Raw genomic sequence first — 19840 nt, 5'->3', positions numbered from 1 at the left:
GGCGGGCTCGGTTCGCTACATCCTTTTAGCGATAACAGTTCATCGGCTTTATAGCCTTAGCCATGAGTGCGCGCCGATGAACGGTCGACGAGGCTCAAGGGCGCGGTTTCTGGCCGCGACCAGATCCACAGGTTGCCCAGCGTCATGCCGGCGATGGCGAGAAATACCGGCCAGCGATGCTCCAGAAACACCAGCATCACGCCGGCGCACAGCAGCATGCTGACAGTGGCGCTGACCTTGGCCCGGCGCTGGATTACCTTGCCGTTGCGCCAGTTGCTCAGGATCGGGCCAAACAGGCGATGGTTTTCCAGCCAGGCACTCAGGCGCGGCGAGCTGCGGGTGGCGGCCCAGGCGGCGAGGAGGATGAACTCGGTGGTGGGCAGGCCGGGAATCACGATGGCCACCAGACCGATGCCCAGGCTGACGTAGGCCAGCAGGCCGAAGAGCAGGCGCGAGAGTTTTGAAGCGGCTGGGCGGGTCATGGGCTTGTCGGTGTGCACGGGCAAGGCCCGGTTACCACGAGGGTAACCGGGTACGGCGCATCAGGCCAGTTCGGCTTTAGGCGCAGTTGCGTAGGCGTGTTTGAGCAGCTCGGTGAAACGCTCGAAGGCGGCCACGGCGCCTTGCTCGGCCTTGGCTTCTTCTTCGGCGCTCAGTTCCAGGCCGTCGAGGATGCGGGTGAACTGCTTCCAGCCTTCGGCGCGGCCACCGGCCGGTTCGCCCAGGTGACGGGCACCGAAGCTGTCCGACAGGCCCAGGCCGACGGCACGCTTGATCAGGAACGCAGCGCCGAGCTTGGAACCTTCGGAAACGAAGATCCAGCCCATGGCTTCACCCAGGCTTGGGCGCTGCAGGGCGCCGGCGAAGTCGGCCGGGATCTCGGTGTTCAGGTCAGCCAGGTCCAGGCCGGCCTGTTCGGCGCGGCAGCGTGCGGCCAGGTCCGGGACGATGGCGATCAGCGCCGGGTCGGTGTACAGCGCCTTGAGCTCGGACTGGAACAGGTACTGGGCAACCACGAAGCGGGCGAAGCTCTCGCGGGTTTCGAACGGCGCGTGGGATTTGACCAGGGCGTCGAGTTCGGTGTGCGGGGCGTGGGTCAGCTGGTTCAAACGCTGCGAACGCAGGCTGGCGCGTTCGGTGGTGGTAGCGGCGGTCATGGTGATTCCTTGCGAAATGGGCGTGCCTGATGACTAGACGAATGAGAAGACGCGTGACAGTAAAAAAACCTCACCTCAAAGGCTTTTCACGGGGCAAGCCCGCTCCTGCAAAATCTGTAGGAGCGGGCTTGCCCCGCGCTGCGGTTCAGATATCCCAGACCAGGTTGATGGCGAAATTGCGGCCCGGCATGGTCAGGCGGTCGAGGTTGGCGGGGGCAGTTACCGCCGCTTCACCGAGGCCGTCGTAGCCGCGCACGTCATCCCACTGCCAGTACTTCTTGTCGGTCAGGTTGTAGAGGCCGGCGTTGACCGTGATGTCGTCGGTGACCTTGTAGAAGCCGGTCAGGTCGAGCACACCGTAGCCCGGGGTGCGGAACTGCTTGCTGGTGCCGTCGGGGGCGAAGAAGGTGGTGTCGTCGACGCGGTTCTTGCGTTTGACCAGGGTCCAGCTCAGCAGCGCGCCGTATTGCTCCTGCTCGTAACCCAGGCCCATCACCGCGGTCAGCGGGTTGACGCTGTTGAGCGGCTGGCCGGTGTCGTCGTTGCGGCCATAGAGGTAGGCCAGCGAGCCCTGGGTATACAGGCCGTGCGGTGCGCCGAAGGCGTCGAGGTTCAGGCGGCCCTTGAACTCGGCACCCTTGATGGTGGCGTGCTTGATGTTGTTGGCTTCGAAGGTCTGGCCGAGGTTGCTGCCCTGCACCGCGTCTTCGTTGATGAAGTCGCGGTACTTGTTGTAGAACACCGCGACGGCGAAGTCACCGGCCTCGAAGTTGCCACGCAGGCCGGTCTCGTAGCTCTTGCTCTTTTCCGGCTCGAGGTTGGAGTTGCCGCGCACGCTGTAGCCCAGGCCCGGGTTCTCGAAGCGGCCGTACAACGCCTTGGCGGTCGGCGTACGGAAGCCTTCGGCGTACTGGCCGTACCAGGTGTAGTTGTCGTTGAAGGCGTAGGTCAGGCCGAACTTGGGCGAGACCCGATGCCATTTCTTGGCGTCGTCGTCGACCGGGTCGGTGGGGTTGGCGCCGACGCCACGCAGGAACTCGTCGGTCATGTGCGGGGTGAGCTTGGTGTAGTCGTAGCGCACGCCCGGCAGGAAGGTCCACTGGTTCCAGCGGATCTCGTCCTGGGCGAACAGGCTGTAGGTGTTGACGGTCGGATCGGGGAAGTCACTGACCAGCGCCTGGCTGTCACTGGTGCTGACCTGGCCGATGAAGCGGCAGCTGCCACCGACATTCAGGCAGGTGCCGGTGCCGCTGCGCGAGCCGGTGACCTTCTGGTGCTTGAGGGTGGTGCCGTAGGTCAGCAAGTGCTCGGTGGCGCCGACGCTGAAGGCTTTGTCCAGTTGTGCGTCGAACACCCACTGGCGGTCCTTGTAGGTGGTCTGGCGGTCACGGAACACCTGGCGACCCGAGGCGAAATAGAGCTCTTCGGTGCGCTGGTCGGTCTTGCCGATCTGGTAGTTCAGGCTCCACTTCATGTTGTCGGCCAGCACGCTGCCCAGGGCGAATTCGTGGTTGATGCCGAAACGCTCGCGGGTCACGGTATCGTTGCCGGTGCGGTCGCGGTACGCGTTCATCGCGCCGAAGCCCGGAATGAACGGCCCGCCCACGGCGCTCTTGAGCTTCAGGTCACGGTCGTCCTTGTAGTTTTCGTAAGTGAAGGCCAGGCGCGCGTCGTCGGCGTAGTTCCAGCCGGCCTTGGCGAGGATGTTGGTGGTGCGCACGTCTTCCGGGTTGGCGGCGGTGCGTGCCAGGCCGGTGCCGCCGTGGCTGCTGTAGGACTCGGTTTCATGGCCGTTGCGCTGGCTCAGGTGCAGCAGGCCGTCGAACTCGCCCTGGCGGCCGGCGACGGTGGCCGAGTTCAGCCAGCTTTCGTCTGCCGAGCTGTAGCCGGTCTTCAGGCGTGCGCCGACGTCCTGGCCAGGCTTGATGATGTCGTCGGGGTCGAGGGTGAAGTAGCTGACCGCGCCGCCAATGGCGTTGCTGCCGTACAGCACCGAAGCCGGGCCACGGAGGATCTCCACGCGCTTGACGATCTCAGGGTCGACGTAGTTGCGCTGGGTCTGGGCGTAGGGGCCGAAGAAGAAACTGTCGGGGATCGACACGCCGTCGATCTGGGTCAGCACCCGCTCACCGTCGATACCGCGGATGTTGTAGCCGTTCAGGCCGCTGCGCTGGCCGGTGCCGCTGACCGAAACGCCAGGCTCGTAACGCACCAGTTCCTTGATGTTGTTGACGTTCTGGCGATCGAGCTGCTCGCGGGTCTGTACGCTGACGGTGCTCGGCACCTGGCTGATGTCCTGGGCGCTACGGGTGGCGCTGACGGTGATTTGCTGCAGGGCGATGGCCTTGCTGGCGCTGCGTTCGATCACCACGTTGCCGCTGTTGAGCGTGCGGTAGCTCAGGCCGGTGCCGGCCAGCAGGCGCTGCAGGGCCGCTTCCGGTTTCAGCGAGCCATGCACGCCCGGCGAGGCGACGCCCTCGGCAAGTTCCGCAGAGAAGCCCACTTGCCAGCCGGTCACCGCGGTAAAGGCGTTGAGCGCCGACACCAGCGGCTGCTGGTTGATGGCGAAGCGGTAGTCGCCCATGCGCGGGGCACTGGCCTGGGCCGGTTCCGCGGCCAATGCCGGCAGGCTGCAGGCGCCGCTGGCGAGCATGGCCAGGGTCAACAGGGAGAGCGTGCAACGCTGCAGGCCGGGGGTACGTGAAGTGGCTGAAGATCGACGAGTGAAACCAGTGGACATCGAAAGCGCTCCCTGTCGCGCGAATGTTATAGGTGCTGGCTGATTCAAAAATAAGAATCAGTTGCATTGGCTATAACGAGACGTAACAGCTTCAGGGATCGCGTAAAAAAACTTTTGCCTCAGTTGAGAATCACCAGCGCCGGGTACTCGTGCAACTGTGCCGAGGTGATGTGGGCCAGGGCACGCAAGGTTTCCAGGGGCTGGTCGAGGCGGTAGTTGCCGGTGACCGCGACGTTTGCCAGCTGCTCGTTGCCGTTGATGATCCAGCCGGGGTAGTAGCGGCGCAGTTCGGCCAGCACCTGGCTCAGCGGACAGTTCTCGAACACCAGGCGGCCCTGGACCCAGGCCAGGTCCTTTTGCGCATCCAGGCGTCCGCGCTGGCCGAAGCCATTGGGCCCGACGCTGATGCTGTCACCCGCCGACAGGCGAATGCGCTGGTCGCTGCTGGCCTGCAGGTCGACGTCGCCGCGTTGCACCCGAACCTGGGCTTCGCCGTTGAGGTAGCGCACGGCAAAATCGGTATCGCGCACACTGGCACGCAGCGGGCCGGCCTGCAGTTCCAGCGGTGGCTGGGCGCCGCCGGGAACCTCGAAGTAGGCCTCGCCCTGCAGCAGCCGGGCCACTTGGCGGTTGTCGCGCAGGTCGCTGGCAAACGCCGAATTGGTGTTGAGCAAGACCTTGGAACCGTCGTCCAGCTGTACCCGCTGGCGTTCACCCACTACGGTCAGATGATCGGCCTGCAGGCGCACCGGCAGGTTGCCTACGGTGAAAATCCCCACCAGCAGCACAGCGGCCGTAGCGAGGGGTTTCCAGTGTGGGCGGATACGTGAGCGCAGGCTGCGGCGCTGTACCTGATGCAGTTGCCCGGCGGCCTGGCGCAGGGGCGCGCCGTTCCAGACCGCCTCGGCCTCGACATAGGCGCGGGCGTTGGCCGGGTCTGCCTCGAGCCAGGCTTCGAAGGCCTGGGTGTCTTGCTCTGACGCACATTGCAGGCGAATCAGCCAGTCCAGGGCCTGGTCCATGGCCCGGTCACTGGCGGCTTGGCCAGGCGGCGAGGGGCGAGGAGAGGGACTGTCGGTCACGGGTGGGTCCTTGGCGGGGCTGGCGCTTTTTTGCGAATGATCCGGGGTATCCATGGGGATGGCAAGGTTTTAGCTGCGATCCACGACGGGCTGTTTACTTCAGCCGGTCGGCTACCCCTACACAGATGGCCATGATCAGTTTCAGTTCCTTCTGAACCGTGCTTGCCGACACTTTCAGTTGTTCGGCGATTTCCAGGTAGCTGGCGCCATGCAGGCGGCTGAGGATGAAGATGCGCTGTTGGCGTTCGGTCAATTGCGCGAGGCTGACGCTCAGGCGCTTGAGCAGTTGTTCGGCGTGGGCGGCGTCTTCGGCACTGCTGCTGGGCGCAGCGACGTTGTGCAGGACTTGCTCGGGCACATCGTCGACCAGGTTGCGCGACTGCGCCCGGCGTGCGCGCAAGTGATCGAGGGCGAGGTTGCGCGCGGTCTGGAACACGAAAGGCTCGAGGTGCTCGATGGGCCGTTCGCCCAGGGCGCGGGTCACCCGCAGGTAGGTCTCCTGCAACAGGTCTTCGGCAGTACTGGGGTTATCCACCATGCGCTGCAGCGTACGCAGCAGGCTGACCCGCTGCGCGAGGAAAACGGCGTTGAACTGGGACTGACTCACAGCGGTACCCGACCATGGCGTGGCGAATGATAATGCTTATCATCAGCGCATTGGTCAAGTACTGCCTCCGCTCCTGCAAGGGATGGTCCTAGCGGGCGTTGTGCAGCGCCAGGCAGTTATCCAGCATGCGGTTGGAGAAGCCCCATTCGTTGTCGTACCAGGCCATCACCTTGAGCATGCGCCCGTTGGCCCGGGTATGGTTGGCATCGAAAATCGACGACAACGGGTTGTGGTTGAAGTCGCAGGACACCAGCGGCAGGCTGTTGTAGCCGAGCACCTTGGAATGCCGGCTGGCTTCCTTGAACAGCGCGTTGACGGCCTCGGCCGTGGCCTCGCGCTCAAGGTTGACAGTGAGGTCGACCAGCGACACGTTGATCACCGGCACCCGCACGGCCATGCCGGTGAGCTTGCCGGCCAGTTCCGGCAGCACCAGGCCCACGGCTTCGGCGGCGCCGGTCTTGCTCGGGATCATCGACTGGGTCGCCGAACGGGCGCGGAACGGGTCGCTGTGGTAGACGTCGGTAAGGTTCTGGTCGTTGGTGTAGGCATGAATGGTGGTCATCAGCCCCTGCTCGATGCCGAACTCGCGGTGCAGCACCTGGGCCAGCGGCGCCAGGCAGTTGGTGGTGCACGAAGCGCTGGAGATGATCTGGTGCGAGGGGCGCAGGATGTCATGGTTGACCCCGTACACCACGGTGGCATCAGCCCCCTTGGCCGGCGCCGAGATAATGACTTTGCCGGCCCCGGCAGTAAGATGGGCGGCGGCCTTGGCGCGCTCGGTGAACAAACCGGTGCACTCGAACACCACATCGATGGCTTCGGCTTTCCATGGCAGCTCCGCCGGGTTGCGGATGGCGCTGACGGCGATGCGGTCGCCGTTGACGGTAATGCTCTCGTGATCGGATTCAACCGTGGCAGCGAAGCTGCCGTGGACGCTGTCGTATTTGAGCAGATGGGCATTGATCGCGCTGTCGCCCAGGTCGTTGATGGCGACGACCTGCAGATCCTGACGGTAGCCTTGGGTATAGAGTGCGCGAAGGATGTTGCGGCCGATGCGGCCAAAGCCATTGATTGCGATACGAAGGGTCATGGAGCTACCTCTGGGAGACCGGGTGAAGCCCGTGGCAATTGAAGTTTTGCTTCACTGCATCTGATTTTGTTGTTGGAATTACAAGATTATTCGTAAAAAAATAGAAAACAAGCCTTTTTGCTGGCAATATTTTATTCAATCTACAACGAGCGATCGGCCAAGCCGTTCCTCCCGCAACGCATCGCCCCTGCCATTGAGCCTAGGCCGCGATCGTTGATAAGGGAAACCGCCGCAGAGGTCGCAACCACCGATAGCCTGGAGTCCAGTACATGCATCCGCGCATTCTTGAGGTCACCCAACGGCTGATCGCCCGCAGTCGCCCCACCCGTGAACGCTACCTTGAGCTGATTCGCGGGGCCGCCAGCGACGGGCCGATGCGTGCCAAGCTGCAGTGCGCCAACTTCGCTCACGGTGTCGCCGGCTGCGGCAGCCAGGACAAGCAAAGCCTGCGGATGATGAACGCGGCCAACGTCGCCATCGTCTCCGCCTACAACGACATGCTCTCGGCGCACCAGCCCTACGAGCATTACCCCGAACAGATCAAGCAGGCGCTGCGCGAAATCGGCTCGGTCGGCCAGTTCGCCGGCGGTGTGCCGGCCATGTGCGACGGCGTCACCCAGGGTGAACCCGGTATGGAACTGGGCATCGCCAGCCGCGAAGTGATCGCCATGTCCACCGCCATCGCCCTGTCGCACAACATGTTCGATGCGGCGCTGATGCTCGGCATCTGCGACAAGATCGTCCCCGGCCTGCTGATGGGCGCGTTGCGCTTCGGCCATCTGCCGACGCTGTTCGTGCCGGGTGGGCCGATGCCGTCGGGCATTTCCAACAAGGAGAAAGCCGATGTGCGCCAGCGTTACGCCGAAGGCAAGGCCAGTCGCGAAGAGCTGCTGGAGTCGGAGATGAAGTCCTACCACAGCCCCGGCACTTGCACCTTCTACGGCACTGCCAATACCAACCAGCTGCTGATGGAAGTGATGGGCCTGCACCTGCCGGGCGCCTCTTTCGTCAACCCGTATACGCCGCTGCGCGATGCCCTGACTGTCGAGGCTGCGCAGCAGGTCACGCGCATGACCAAGGCCAGTGGCGCCTTCATGCCGCTGGGTGAGATTGTCGACGAGAAATCCCTGGTCAACTCCATCGTTGCCCTGCACGCCACCGGCGGCTCGACCAACCACACCCTGCACATGCCGGCGATTGCCCAGGCCGCCGGCATCCAGCTGACCTGGCAGGACATGGCCGAGCTCTCGGAAGTGGTGCCGACCCTGTCCCACGTCTATCCGAACGGCAAGGCCGACATCAACCACTTCCAGGCTGCCGGCGGCATGGCCTTCCTGATTCGCGAACTGCTCGATGCCGGTTTGCTCCACGAAGACGTCAACACCGTCGCCGGCCATGGCCTGCGTCGCTACACCCAGGAGCCGTTCCTTGAGGCCGGCAAACTGGTCTGGCGCGAAGGCCCGAAGGCCAGCCTTGATGAGGCGATCCTGCGCCCAGTGGCACGGGCGTTCTCGCCCGAAGGCGGTCTGCGGGTCATGGAAGGCAACCTCGGTCGCGGGGTGATGAAGGTGTCCGCAGTAGCCCCCGAGCATCAGGTGGTCGAAGCCCCGGCACTGGTGTTCCATGACCAGCAGGCGCTGGCCGATGCCTTCCAGGCCGGCGAGCTGGAGCGTGATTTCGTTGCGGTAATGCGCTTCCAGGGGCCGCGCTGCAACGGCATGCCCGAGCTGCACAAGATGACCCCGTTCCTTGGCGTGTTGCAGGACCGTGGCTTCAAGGTCGCACTGGTAACCGACGGGCGCATGTCCGGTGCTTCAGGGAAAATCCCCGCGGCCATTCATGTCTGCCCCGAAGCCTTCGATGGCGGCCCGCTGGCGCGCCTGCGCGATGGCGATATCGTCCGGGTCGACGGCGTGGCGGGTACCCTGACGGTGAAACTCAGTGCAGCCGAGCTGGCCGATCGAGAACTGCCCGCACCACCGACCGGCAACGACCTGGGTTGCGGCCGCGAGCTGTTCGGCTTCCTGCGTACCGCCCTGAGCCCGGCAGAGAAAGGCGCCAGCGCCTTCACCTCGGCCCTGGAGACACTCAAATGAAGCGCGCACTGGTCGGCGATATCGGCGGCACCAATGCACGCTTCGCCCTCTGGGAAGACAACCGCATGCACGCGGTGCAGGTCTTTGCCACGGCGGACTACACCAGCCCGGAACAGGCCATTGGCGCTTACCTGGCTGACCAGGGCCTGGCCCGCGGCGAGCTGGGCGCGGTGTGCCTGGCGGTGGCCGGGCCAGTCGACGGTGATGAGTTTCGCTTTACCAACAACCACTGGCGGCTCAGCCGCCAGGCGTTCTGCAAAACCTTGCAGGTCGAGCAGTTGCTGCTGATCAACGACTTCACCGCCATGGCCCTGGGCATGACCCGCTTGCAGGCGGACGAGTACCGTACCGTCTGCGCAGGCACGCCTGATGCCAGCCGCCCGGCGCTGGTGATCGGCCCGGGCACCGGCCTTGGCGTCGGCACCTTGCTCAACCTGGGTGAGGACCGCTGGATGGCTTTGCCGGGCGAGGGCGGGCATGTCGACCTGCCGGTGGGCAATGCCCGCGAAGCGCAGATCCGCCAGCAGATCGAAAGCGAAATCGGCCATGTCAGCGCCGAAACCGTCCTCAGCGGCGGCGGCCTGCTGCGCTTGTACCAGGCCATCTGTGCCCTGGATGGTCAGCCTGCGCCGCTGCAAAGTCCGGCGGCGATCACCGACGCGGCGCTGGCCGGTGAGCCCGTTGCCCTGGCGGTGATCGAGCAGTTCTGCCGCTTCCTGGGCCGGGTGGCGGGCAACAACGTCCTGACCCTCGGCGGGCGTGGCGGGGTGTTTATCGTCGGCGGCATCGTTCCACGCTTTGCCGAGCTGTTCCTGCGCAGCGGCTTTGGCGCCAGCTTTGCCGACAAGGGCTGCATGAGTGGCTACTTCAAGGATCTCCCGGTATGGTTGGTGACCGCCGAATTCTCCGGCTTGCTCGGGGCCGGCGTGGCGCTGCAACAAGCCGGCTGAGGTGTAGGCGCGGGCTTGCCCCGCGAAGCACTCACCTGTTCAACAAGGAGTGATGCGTGAGCAAGTCGATATTGATGGTCGACGACGACCAGGACATTCGTGAACTGCTGCAGACCTACCTGAGCCGCGCCGGTTTCAGCGTCCAGGCGGTGGCCGACGGGCGCGGCTTTCGCCAGGCCCTCGACGCCAGCGACTGCGACTTGGTGATCCTCGACGTGATGTTGCCCGACGAAGACGGTTTCAGCCTGTGTCGCTGGGTGCGCCAGCATCCGCGCCTGGCCCAGGTGCCGATCATCATGCTCACCGCCAGCTCCGACGAAGCCGACCGGGTCATCGGCCTGGAGCTGGGCGCCGATGATTACCTGGGCAAACCCTTCAGCCCGCGCGAACTGCAGGCGCGGATCAAGGCGCTGCTGCGCCGTGCCGGTTTTGGCCAGGAGCGCAGTGGCTGTGACGTGCTGGCCTTCGATGACTGGCGCCTGGATACCATCAGCCACCGCTTGTTCCACCGCGATGGTGAAGAGGTGATTCTCTCCGGTGCTGACTTCGCCTTGCTCAAGCTGTTCCTCGATCACCCGCAACAGATCCTCGACCGCGACACCATCGGCAACGCCACCCGTGGCCGTGAGCCGATGCCGCTGGACCGCATTGTCGACATGGCGGTTAGCCGCCTGCGCCAGCGCCTGCGCGACACCGAAAAACCGCCACGGTTGATCCGTACCGTACGCGGCAGTGGCTACCTGCTGGCGGCCAGCGTTGCGCCCGCGCACTGAAGGGCGCTGGCGCCTGCCGCTGCCACGCTCGCTGCTGGGGCGCATGCTGCTGTTGACCTTGCTGGTGGTGTTGCTGGCCCAGGGGCTGTCGAGTGTGATCTGGTTGTCGCAATTGCGTGCCAGCCAGATGGAAGGCCTGGTCGCCAGCGCGCGCAGCCTGGCCCATTCGATGAGTGCCAGCGTCAGTTATTTTCGCTCCCTGCCGGTGGCTTACCGGCCGATGGTGCTCGACCAGTTGCGTAGCATGGGCGGTACCCGCTTCGTCGTTTCGCTCAACGACAAACCGCTGGGCATGCAGGTACTGCCGGCCACGCCGCGCAAGGAGGCGGTGATCGACGCCGTCGCTGATGTGCTGCACCAGCGCCTCGGCGCGCAGCTGGAAATTTCCATCCAGTTTGTCAGCCCGCAGGATTTGCGGATCTTCAACAGCGGCCTGAAGCTCGATGAGCTGCCGCGTTCCTGGGCCCACTATGCGCTGACCCTGGAGCCGATCAACCCGCCGGTGCTGGTGACCCAGATTCGCCTCGCTGAAGGCGAGTGGCTGTACATCGCCTCGCTGCTGCCCGAGCCCTACACCAGCCTCGAAGAGCAGGGCCTGCCCAGCCAGCAGTTATGGTTCATCGTGCTGACCAGTTCATTCCTGCTGCTGTTCATCGGTCTGCTGGTGCACTGGCAGAGCCGCCCGCTCAAGCGCCTGGCCCTGGCCGCACGGGAGATGTCGCTGGGGGCCGACGTCGAGCCGGTGACCGAAGGCGGTGGCAGTGAAGTGGAGGAGGTGGGCCGGGCCTTCAACGCCATGCGCGAGCGCATCAGCCGCTACCTGACCGAACGCAGCCAGTTGTTCAGCGCCATCTCCCACGACCTGCGCACGCCGATCACGCGCTTGCGCCTGCGTGTCGAGTTGCTTGATGACGAGCAGTTGCAGGCCAAGTTCGGCCGCGACCTGGACGAGCTGGAGATGCTGGTCAAGGGCGCGCTGCAATGTGTGAAGGACACCGACATCCACGAGAACATCGAGCGTATCGACCTCAACCAGGTGCTCGAATGCCTGGTCGAACCGTACCTGGGCAGTGGCCAGATCACCCTCGAAGGTCGCGCCCAGGCGCCTTATCCCGGCAAGCCACTGGCGCTCAAGCGCTGCATTGGCAACTTGATCGACAACGCCCTGAAATACGGCGAGCGCGCCCACCTGCGCATCCTCGACAGTGACATTGGCTTTGTCTTGCAGGTCGATGACGAGGGCCCGGGCGTGCCCGAGCAACGTCAGGAGCAGGTGTTCGAGCCGCATTTTCGCCTGGCCGGACAGCAGCAGGGCTACGGCCTGGGCCTGGGTATCGCGCGCAACATCGCCCATAGCCACGGCGGCGAGGTGAGCCTGCGCAACCTGCGTGAGGGCGGCTTGCGGGTGACCTTGAGCCTGCCGCGCAGCGTTGACTGAAATTCTGCCTGGGCGAATGTCACCAGCTGGTGACATTCGCGCATCCCTTCGTTACCTCCGGCCCGGGTGCCGTTGGTTAGACTCCAATGCAAGCGCAAGCACCACGACTTGCACCTGCATAACAACAAGAAAAGGTTCCTCTCGATGAATGCGATCAATCGCCTCGCCGCTGTCATTTCCCTCGCCTCCTTGTTGCCCCTGAGTGCTGTTGCTGCTGCTAACGGCACGGTCGAAGTCACCCACTGGTGGACCTCCGGAGGCGAAGCCGCGGCGGTGAAAACCCTCAAGGAACAAGTCGAGAAAGACGGTTTCACCTGGAAGGACAACGCCGTCGCCGGTGGCGGTGGCGCAGCGGCCATGACCGTACTGAAGAGCCGCGCAGTGGCCGGTAACCCGCCAGGCGCCGCCCAGATCAAGGGGCCGGACATCCAGGAGTGGGGTGCGCTGGGCCTGCTCACCGAACTCGACGATGTCTCCAGAGCCAACAACTGGGACGCCCTGCTGCCAAAGAAAGTCGCCCAGATCATGCAGTACGACGGCCACTATGTAGCGGTGCCGGTGAACATCCACCGGGTCAACTGGCTGTGGATCAACCCGCAGGTGTTCGACAAGGCCGGGGCCAAGGTGCCGACCACCCTCGATGAACTGTTCGCCGCCGCCGACAAGCTCAAGGCGGCCGGTTTCATCCCGCTCGCCCATGGCGGCCAGCCGTGGCAGGACAGCACCGTTTTCGAAGACCTGGTGCTGAGCATCCTCGGGCCCCAGGGCTATCACAAAGCCATCGTCGAACTGGATGAAGACACCCTGACTGGCGCGCAGATGGTCAAGGTGTTCGAAACCCTCAAGCGCCTGGGCACTTACATGGATCCCAATCGCGCCGGGCGCGACTGGAACATTGCTGCCGCCGAAGTCATCAATGGCAAGGCCGGCATGCAGATCATGGGCGACTGGGCCAAGAGCGAATGGACCGCCGCCGGCAAAGTGGCAGGCAAGGACTACCAGTGCGTGGCCTTCCCCGGCACCCAGGGCAGTTTCGCCTACAACATCGATTCGCTGGCGATGTTCAAGCTCAAGAACGAGAACGACATCAAGGCCCAGAACGACTTGGCCAAGGTCGCCCTGGAACCGCGGTTCCAGACCGTGTTCAACCAGAACAAGGGCTCCTTGCCGGTGCGCCAGGACATGGACATGAGCCAGTTCGACGCCTGCACGCAGAAGTCGGCGGTGGACTTCAAGGAAGCGGAGAAGGGTGACGGCCTGCAACCGAGCATGGCCCACAACATGGCGACCTCCCTGGCGGTGCAGGGGGCGATCTTCGATGTCGTCACCAACTTCTTCAACGACCCGAAAGCCGATCCGGCAACGGCGGTCAAGCAGCTGAATTCGGCGATCAAGTCGGCCAAGTGATGGTGTAGGCAACGACTCTGCGGGGCTTCATCGCTGGCAAGCCAGCTCCCACAGGGTCGGTGCATGCAGTCCATTGTGGGAGCTGGCTTGCCAGCGATGCGGTGCGCAGCGCCGCCCTTCAACCGAGACTTTCTGATGAGCACTGTTGCCACAATCAACAAGGCCTCACCCCTGGACGCCCTGCAGCGCTGGTTACCGAAACTGGTACTGGCGCCGAGCATGTTGATCGTCCTGGTGGGTTTTTACGGCTACATCCTCTGGACCTTCGTCCTGTCCTTCACCAACTCAAGCTTCATGCCCAGCTACAAGTGGGTGGGCCTGGCGCAATATGCACGGCTGATGGAGAACGACCGCTGGTGGGTGGCGAGCAAGAACCTGCTGCTGTTCGGCGGCATGTTCATCGCCATCAGCCTGGTGATCGGCGTGCTGCTGGCGATTTTGCTCGACCAGCGCATCCGCCGCGAAGGGTTCATTCGCACTATTTACCTGTACCCCATGGCGCTGTCGATGATCGTCACCGGCACCGCCTGGAAGTGGCTGCTCAACCCCGGCCTGGGCCTGGACAAGATGCTTCGCGACTGGGGCTGGGAAGGCTTTCGCCTGGACTGGCTGGTGGACCCCGACCGGGTTGTCTACTGCCTGGTGATCGCCGCCGTGTGGCAGGCCTCGGGCTTTGTCATGGCGCTGTTCCTGGCCGGCCTGCGCGGCGTCGATCAGTCGATCATCCGTGCCGCGCAAGTCGATGGCGCCAGCCTGCCGAGCATCTACCTGCGCATCGTCTTGCCAAGTTTGCGCCCGGTGTTTTTCAGCGCACTGATGATCCTTGCGCACATCGCGATCAAGAGCTTCGACCTGGTCGCGGCCATGACTGCGGGCGGCCCGGGCTATGCCTCTGACCTGCCGGCGATGTTCATGTATTCCTTCACCTTCAGCCGTGGGCAGATGGGCATGGGCTCGGCCAGCGCGATCCTGATGCTCGGCGCGATCCTGTCGATCCTGGTGCCGTACCTGTATTCGGAACTGAGGAACAAACGCCATGACTAGGTCCCTCGCTCCCCGCTCGTTGAGCTTCAGCCGCCTGGCCATCTACTCGACCCTGATCCTGGCCTGTGCGTTGTACCTGATCCCGCTGATCGTGATGCTGCTGACCAGCTTCAAGTCGCCGGAAGACATCCGTACCGGCAACCTGCTGAGCTGGCCCGAGGTGATCACCGGCATCGGCTGGATCAAGGCCTGGGACACGGTCGGCGGCTACTTCTGGAACTCGGTGAAGATCACCGTGCCGGCGGTGGTGATCTCGACCCTGCTCGGTGCGCTCAACGGCTATGTGCTGTCGATGTGGCGTTTCAGGGGGTCGCAGCTGTTCTTCGGCCTGCTCTTGTTCGGCTGCTTCCTGCCGTTCCAGACCGTGCTGCTGCCGGCCTCGTTCACCCTCGGCAAGCTTGGCCTGGCCAGCACCACCAGCGGCCTGGTGCTGGTGCATATCGTCTACGGCCTGGCCTTCACCACGCTGTTTTTCCGCAACTACTACTGCAGCGTGCCGGAGGCTCTGGTGCGGGCGGCGCGGCTCGATGGCGCGGGTTTTTTCACCATCTTCGGGCGCATCCTGCTGCCGATGTCGGTGCCGATCATCATGGTCTGCCTGATCTGGCAGTTCACCCAGATCTGGAACGACTTTCTCTTCGGCGTGGTGTTCGCCAGCGGCGATGCGCAACCGATCACCGTGGCCCTGAACAACCTGGTCAACACCAGCACCGGGGTCAAGGAATACAACGTCGACATGGCGGCGGCGATGATCGCCGGGTTACCGACCCTGTTGGTCTATGTGCTGGCTGGCAAGTATTTCCTGCGCGGGCTCACGGCCGGCGCGGTCAAGGGGTAAACAACAATGGCAACGCTTGAACTGCGCAACGTCAACAAGAGCTACGGCAGCGGTCTGCCGGACACCCTGAAGAACATCGAACTGTCGATCGACTCCGGCGAATTCCTGATTCTGGTCGGCCCGTCCGGGTGCGGTAAATCGACCCTGATGAACTGCATCGCCGGCCTCGAACAGATCAGCGGCGGGGCGATCCTGGTGGACGATGCCGACATCAGCGGCATGAGCCCCAAGGATCGCGACATCGCCATGGTGTTCCAGTCGTACGCGCTGTACCCGACCATGAATGTGCGCGACAACATCGCCTTCGGCCTGAAAATGCGCAAGATGCCTGCCGCCGCCATCGACGAAGAGGTGGCGCGAGTGGCCAAGCTGCTGCAGATCGAGCACCTGCTGACGCGCAAGCCTGGCCAACTGTCCGGTGGCCAGCAGCAACGCGTGGCCATGGGCCGGGCGCTGGCGCGGCGGCCGAAGATCTACCTGTTCGACGAGCCGCTGTCCAACCTCGACGCCAAGCTGCGGGTGGAGATGCGCACCGAAATCAAGCTGATGCACCAGCGCTTGAAGACCACCACGGTGTACGTCACCCACGATCAGATCGAGGCCATGACCCTGGGCGACAAGGTGGCGGTGATGAAGGACGGGCTGATCCAGCAGTTCGGCACCCCGCAGCAGATCTACAACGATCCGGCCAACCTGTTCGTGGCCAGCTTCATCGGTTCGCCCCCGATGAACTTCATTCCCCTGCGCCTGCAGCGCAAGGACGGCCGCCTGCTGGCCCTGCTCGACAGTGGCCAGGCCCGCTGCGAGCTACCCTTGGGCTTCAATGTGGCGGGCCTGGAGGACCGTGAAGTGATCCTCGGCATGCGCCCGGAACAGATCGCCCTGGCCCCGGCCCAGGCCAATGGTTTGCCGAGTATTCGTGCCGAGGTGCAGATCACCGAGCCCACCGGGCCGGACCTGCTGGTGTTCGTCACCCTCAACCAGACCAAGGTCTGCTGCCGACTGGCCCCGGATGTGCCGACCCAGGTCGGCGACACCCTGAACCTGCAGTTCGATCCGGCACGGGTGCTGCTGTTCGATGCCGCCACCGGCGAGCGCCTGGGTGTCGCCGCGCCAGCACAGGCGAGCAAGGACAATGTCGCCCAATTCAAGGGCCGCTGAATTCGTTATAGAACGTAGACACCCATCGAGAACAATAAAACGAGGAAACAAGGGATGGATCACTTCAAGCGTATCAAGCCTCTGGCGCCGTTGACCCTGCTGGCGGCCCTGGGCCTCAGTTGCGGGGCGCAGGCGGCTGGCGCCTTTGCCCCGGAGTCGAAATGGATGAGCGGCGACTGGGGCGGTACCCGCACCGAGCTGCTGGAGAAAGGCTACGACTTCACCCTCGACTACGTCGGTGAGGTGGCCGGCAACCTCAACGGTGGCTACAACGACGACAAGACCGCGCGCTACAGCGACCAGTTCGCCCTCGGCGCGCACCTGGACCTGGAGAAGATCTTCGGCTGGCAGGATGCCGAGTTCAAGTTGGCGATCACCGAGCGTAGCGGCCGCAACTTGTCCAACGACCGCATCAGCGACCCGCGTGCCGGGCAGTTCAGTTCGGTGCAGGAAGTCTGGGGGCGCGGCCAGACCTGGCGCCTGACCCAGATGTGGGTCAAGCAGAAGTATTTCGATGGCGCCCTGGACATCAAGGTCGGGCGCTTTGGCGAAGGCGAGGACTTCAACAGCTTCCCCTGCGACTTCCAGAACCTGGCGTTCTGCGGCTCGCAAGTGGGCAACTGGGTTGGCGGTATCTGGTACAACTGGCCGGTCAGCCAGTGGGCGATGCGGGTCAAATACAACATCACTCCGGAGTTCTTCGCCCAGGTCGGTGTGTATGAACAGAACCCGTCCAACCTTGAAACCGGCAACGGCTTCAAGCTCAGCGGCAGCGGCACCAAGGGCATGATCCTGCCGGTGGAGCTGGTCTGGTCGCCGCAGGTCAACGGCCTGCCGGGTGAGTACCGTCTGGGTTACTACTACAGCACGGCCAAGGCCGATGACGTCTATGACGACGTCAATGGCCAGCCCCAGGCGCTGACCGGCGCAGCCTTCAAGTCGCACTCGAGCAAGCACGGCTGGTGGGTGGTGGCCCAGCAGCAGGTCACCGCGCACGGCGGTGATGCCAACCGCGGCCTGAGCCTGTTCGCCAACTTCACCGTGCACGACAAGGCTACCAACGTGGTGGACAACTACCAGCAGGTAGGTATGGTCTACAAGGGCGCCTTCGATGGCCGGCCCAAGGATGACATCGGCTTTGGTGTGGCGCGGATTCACGTCAATGACGACGTCAAGGACCGTGCGCAGTTGCTCAATCAGCAGAGCGGCATAGAGGATTACAACGATGCCGGCTTCGTGCCGATCCAGAAGACCGAGTACAACGCCGAGCTGTACTACGGCTTCCATGTCACCAACTGGCTGACCGTGCGGCCGAACCTGCAGTACATCAAGAGCCCGGGCGGGGTGGACGAGGTGGATAACGCGCTGGTCGCCGGGTTGAAGATTCAGTCGTCGTTCTGAGGCGATATGTTGTAAATTTACGCATATTGCGACCGCTGTGCGGTCGATCGCTGGCAAGCCAGCTCCCACATGGATTGCGCAGATCCTGTGGGAGCTGGCTTGCCAGCGATAGCGTTCCCACTGAATAACAAGAGTTCCCCGCCATGCCAGAGCACCCGCTACAACGTTTCTTCACCTCGCAGAGGCCGCGGCCGACCTTCGAGTGGGAGCGTTACCAGCAGCGCGATGTGCTGATCATCGATCACCCGCAATGCCAGGCAGTCTTCAGCCGTCAGGGCGCGCAATTGTTGCACTTCCAACCACAGGGCGAGCGCCCGTGGCTGTGGTGTGCGGCGCAGTGGCCACAAGTCGGCGCGATCCGTGGCGGTGTGCCGGTGTGCTGGCCCTGGTACGGCCGTCACCCCAGCGAAGACATGTGGCCGGCCCACGGTTGGGCGCGCCTGCTCGACTGGAAGCTGATCGACAGCAGCGAAACCGAAGAGGGCGTGACCCTCAAGTGGCGCCTGCAACTGTGCGATTGGCAGGTCGACCTGGTGGCCACGCTGGGCAAACGCATGGAGCTGCAACTCAGTACCGAGCATCAGGACAGCCAGCCTTGTCAGTTGAGTCATGCTCTGCTGGCTTACTGGCGTATTAGTGACGTTTCTGAGATAGCGCTATCTGGGCTAGAAAACATTGAGGGTTACGACCGTTTGAACCGTCAGGCCTGTCGTCAGAAGGGCGCCTTGAAGGTCCACGGCGGGTGCCAGCGGGTGTTCCCCAATGCGGCGACCCTGCAGTTGCACGACCCGGCCTGGCAGCGCCAGTTGTGCATCGACACCGGTGACAGCGAAGACACCGTGGTCTGGCACCCCGGCAGTCGGCCATTGATGGGTGTCAGTGGCAGCGAAACCCTGGGCTTCGTCTGTGTCGAGGCGGCCAGTGGCAGCAGTGACAGCCTGAGCCTGGCGCCGGGTGAGCAAGCGCACCTGCGTCTGCAGGCGCACTTGCTCAGTTGAGTTCGTCGTCGATCGGGTAACGGCTGGCGTTGAGGCTTTCCTTGATCTTGCGCAGGTGCGGCTGGAAGTCGACGCCGCGGCGCAGGGTCATGCCGGTGGCCAGCACGTCGAGCACGGTCAGCTGGATGATCCGCGAAGTCATCGGCATATAGATGTCGGTGTCTTCCGGCAGCGGGATGTTCAGGCTCAGGCTGCTGGCCTTGGCCAGCGGCGAGTCGGCGGCGGTCAGGCCGAGCACCGAGGCGCCGTTTTCCCGGGCCAGGCGTGCGACTTCGACCAGCTCGCGGGTGCGCCCGGTGTAGGAGATGATCACGAACAGCTCGCCGGTGTGGGCCACCGAGGCCAGCATGCGCTGCATCAGCACATCGGCATGGGCCGACACCGCCAGGTTGAAGCGGAAGAACTTGTGCTGTGCATCCAGCGCTACCGGGGCCGAGGCGCCGAGGCCGAAGAAGTGGATCTGCCGGGCCTGGATCAGCATGTCGACGGCGCGGCTGATCAGCTGCGGATCCAGTTGCTGGCAGGCACTGTCCAGCGAGGCAATGGCGCTGCCGAAGATCTTCTGGGTGTAGGACGCCGGATCATCGTCGGCCTCCACTGCCCGGCTGACGTAGGCAGCGCCGCTGGCCAGGCTCTGCGCCAGTTGCAGCTTGAGCTCGGGGTAGCCGCTGACGCCGAACGAGCGGCAGAAGCGGTTTACCGTCGGCTCGCTGACCTTGGCAGCCTGGGCCAGGGCGGCAATGCTGAAACGAGTGGCTTGCTGGGGGTTGAGCAGGATGACTTCGGCGACTTTGCGCTCAGCCTTGTTCAGCTCTTCGAGGCGGCCCTGGATCTGCTCCAGGAGGTTTCGCACGCGGTCCATGGGTGTTTTCCTTGGGTCGTTGAGACAACCGGCTGGCGACAGCAGCGGGCTTTTGACACGGTGGCCTATCGTACTGATGGCATGGTTGGCACACCACTTGAATCTGTCCACTGGGTAAAATGTTGTGGTTTTTACTACATTATTCCTTGAAAACTGCGATTGAAAACGGTATTTCTACGTCAACTTGATAAAAGAA

General features: G+C 63.8%; 17 protein-coding genes. 10 read left to right on the top strand and 7 right to left on the bottom strand.

Annotated elements, in window-relative coordinates:
• Nucleotides 1–56: 56 nt before the first annotated feature.
• The 6 genes from JV241A_RS19860 to gap form a co-directional block, all read right to left on the bottom strand.
• Nucleotides 57–482: a YbaN family protein gene (locus tag JV241A_RS19860; RefSeq protein WP_115088882.1), complete on the bottom strand. Its 426-nt coding sequence runs from the start codon at nucleotides 480–482 to the stop codon at nucleotides 57–59.
• Nucleotides 483–542: 60 nt separating this feature from the next.
• Nucleotides 543–1157 carry a biliverdin-producing heme oxygenase gene (locus JV241A_RS19855; protein ID WP_115088551.1) on the bottom strand — a complete coding sequence of 205 codons (615 nt, stop codon included), beginning with the start codon at nucleotides 1155–1157 and terminating at the stop codon, nucleotides 543–545.
• Nucleotides 1158–1302: 145 nt separating this feature from the next.
• Complete coding sequence (locus JV241A_RS19850) at nucleotides 1303–3897, bottom strand: TonB-dependent receptor (RefSeq protein WP_115088550.1); 2595 nt, start codon at nucleotides 3895–3897, stop codon at nucleotides 1303–1305.
• Nucleotides 3898–4016: 119 nt separating this feature from the next.
• Entirely contained in the window at nucleotides 4017–4979 is a 963-nt protein-coding gene (locus JV241A_RS19845; protein WP_115088880.1) for a FecR domain-containing protein, read from the bottom strand.
• Nucleotides 4980–5073: 94 nt separating this feature from the next.
• Complete coding sequence (locus JV241A_RS19840) at nucleotides 5074–5586, bottom strand: sigma-70 family RNA polymerase sigma factor (RefSeq protein ID WP_115088549.1); 513 nt, start codon at nucleotides 5584–5586, stop codon at nucleotides 5074–5076.
• 88 nt (nucleotides 5587–5674) lie between these two features.
• Nucleotides 5675–6676, bottom strand: coding sequence for a type I glyceraldehyde-3-phosphate dehydrogenase (gene gap, locus JV241A_RS19835; RefSeq protein WP_115088548.1), 1002 nt, complete (start codon nucleotides 6674–6676; stop codon nucleotides 5675–5677).
• A 269-nt stretch (nucleotides 6677–6945) separates the two neighbouring features.
• Here gap and edd point away from each other — a divergent pair, with 269 nt between their 5' ends.
• From edd to JV241A_RS19785, 10 genes are all read left to right on the top strand, one after another.
• Nucleotides 6946–8772, top strand: a complete 1827-nt coding sequence (gene edd / locus JV241A_RS19830; RefSeq protein WP_134064132.1) for a phosphogluconate dehydratase — start codon at nucleotides 6946–6948, stop codon at nucleotides 8770–8772.
• Nucleotides 8769–9722 carry a glucokinase gene (locus JV241A_RS19825; protein ID WP_115088546.1) on the top strand — a complete coding sequence of 318 codons (954 nt, stop codon included), beginning with the start codon at nucleotides 8769–8771 and terminating at the stop codon, nucleotides 9720–9722. The genes edd and JV241A_RS19825 overlap by 4 nt, the downstream gene beginning before the upstream one ends.
• Nucleotides 9723–9796: 74 nt before the next feature.
• Entirely contained in the window at nucleotides 9797–10495 is a 699-nt protein-coding gene (locus JV241A_RS19820; protein ID WP_115088878.1) for a response regulator transcription factor, read from the top strand.
• A gap of 43 nt (nucleotides 10496–10538) precedes the next feature.
• Complete coding sequence (locus JV241A_RS19815; protein WP_275670891.1) at nucleotides 10539–11933, top strand: ATP-binding protein; 1395 nt, start codon at nucleotides 10539–10541, stop codon at nucleotides 11931–11933.
• Nucleotides 11934–12077: 144 nt separating this feature from the next.
• Entirely contained in the window at nucleotides 12078–13340 is a 1263-nt protein-coding gene (locus JV241A_RS19810) for an ABC transporter substrate-binding protein (protein ID WP_134064130.1), read from the top strand.
• Between the two features lie 135 nt (nucleotides 13341–13475).
• Nucleotides 13476–14384 carry a sugar ABC transporter permease gene (locus tag JV241A_RS19805; RefSeq protein ID WP_115088543.1) on the top strand — a complete coding sequence of 303 codons (909 nt, stop codon included), beginning with the start codon at nucleotides 13476–13478 and terminating at the stop codon, nucleotides 14382–14384.
• The gene (locus JV241A_RS19800) at nucleotides 14377–15222 is read left to right on the top strand and encodes a carbohydrate ABC transporter permease (RefSeq protein ID WP_115088542.1); all 846 of its coding nucleotides are present in this window, start codon (nucleotides 14377–14379) and stop codon (nucleotides 15220–15222) included. Before JV241A_RS19805 ends, JV241A_RS19800 begins: the two co-directional genes overlap by 8 nt.
• 6 nt (nucleotides 15223–15228) lie before the next feature.
• Entirely contained in the window at nucleotides 15229–16383 is a 1155-nt protein-coding gene (locus JV241A_RS19795; protein ID WP_134064127.1) for an ABC transporter ATP-binding protein, read from the top strand.
• Between the two features lie 54 nt (nucleotides 16384–16437).
• Nucleotides 16438–17784, top strand: coding sequence for a carbohydrate porin (locus JV241A_RS19790; RefSeq protein WP_134064125.1), 1347 nt, complete (start codon nucleotides 16438–16440; stop codon nucleotides 17782–17784).
• Nucleotides 17785–17927: 143 nt separating this feature from the next.
• A complete protein-coding gene (locus JV241A_RS19785; RefSeq protein WP_134064123.1) occupies nucleotides 17928–18782 on the top strand; it encodes a D-hexose-6-phosphate mutarotase in 855 nt (284 codons plus the stop codon).
• On the opposite strand, the gene hexR is transcribed toward JV241A_RS19785, so the two are convergent.
• A complete protein-coding gene (hexR, locus tag JV241A_RS19780; protein ID WP_174242320.1) occupies nucleotides 18775–19635 on the bottom strand; it encodes a DNA-binding transcriptional regulator HexR in 861 nt (286 codons plus the stop codon). The genes JV241A_RS19785 and hexR overlap by 8 nt on opposite strands.
• Between the last annotated feature and the right edge of the window lie 205 nt (nucleotides 19636–19840).

The sequence above is a fragment of the Pseudomonas sp. JV241A genome (assembly GCF_900275665.1).
GTDB lineage: Bacteria > Pseudomonadota > Gammaproteobacteria > Pseudomonadales > Pseudomonadaceae > Aquipseudomonas > Aquipseudomonas wadenswilerensis.
This window is presented reverse-complemented; position numbering and strand designations above follow the sequence as displayed.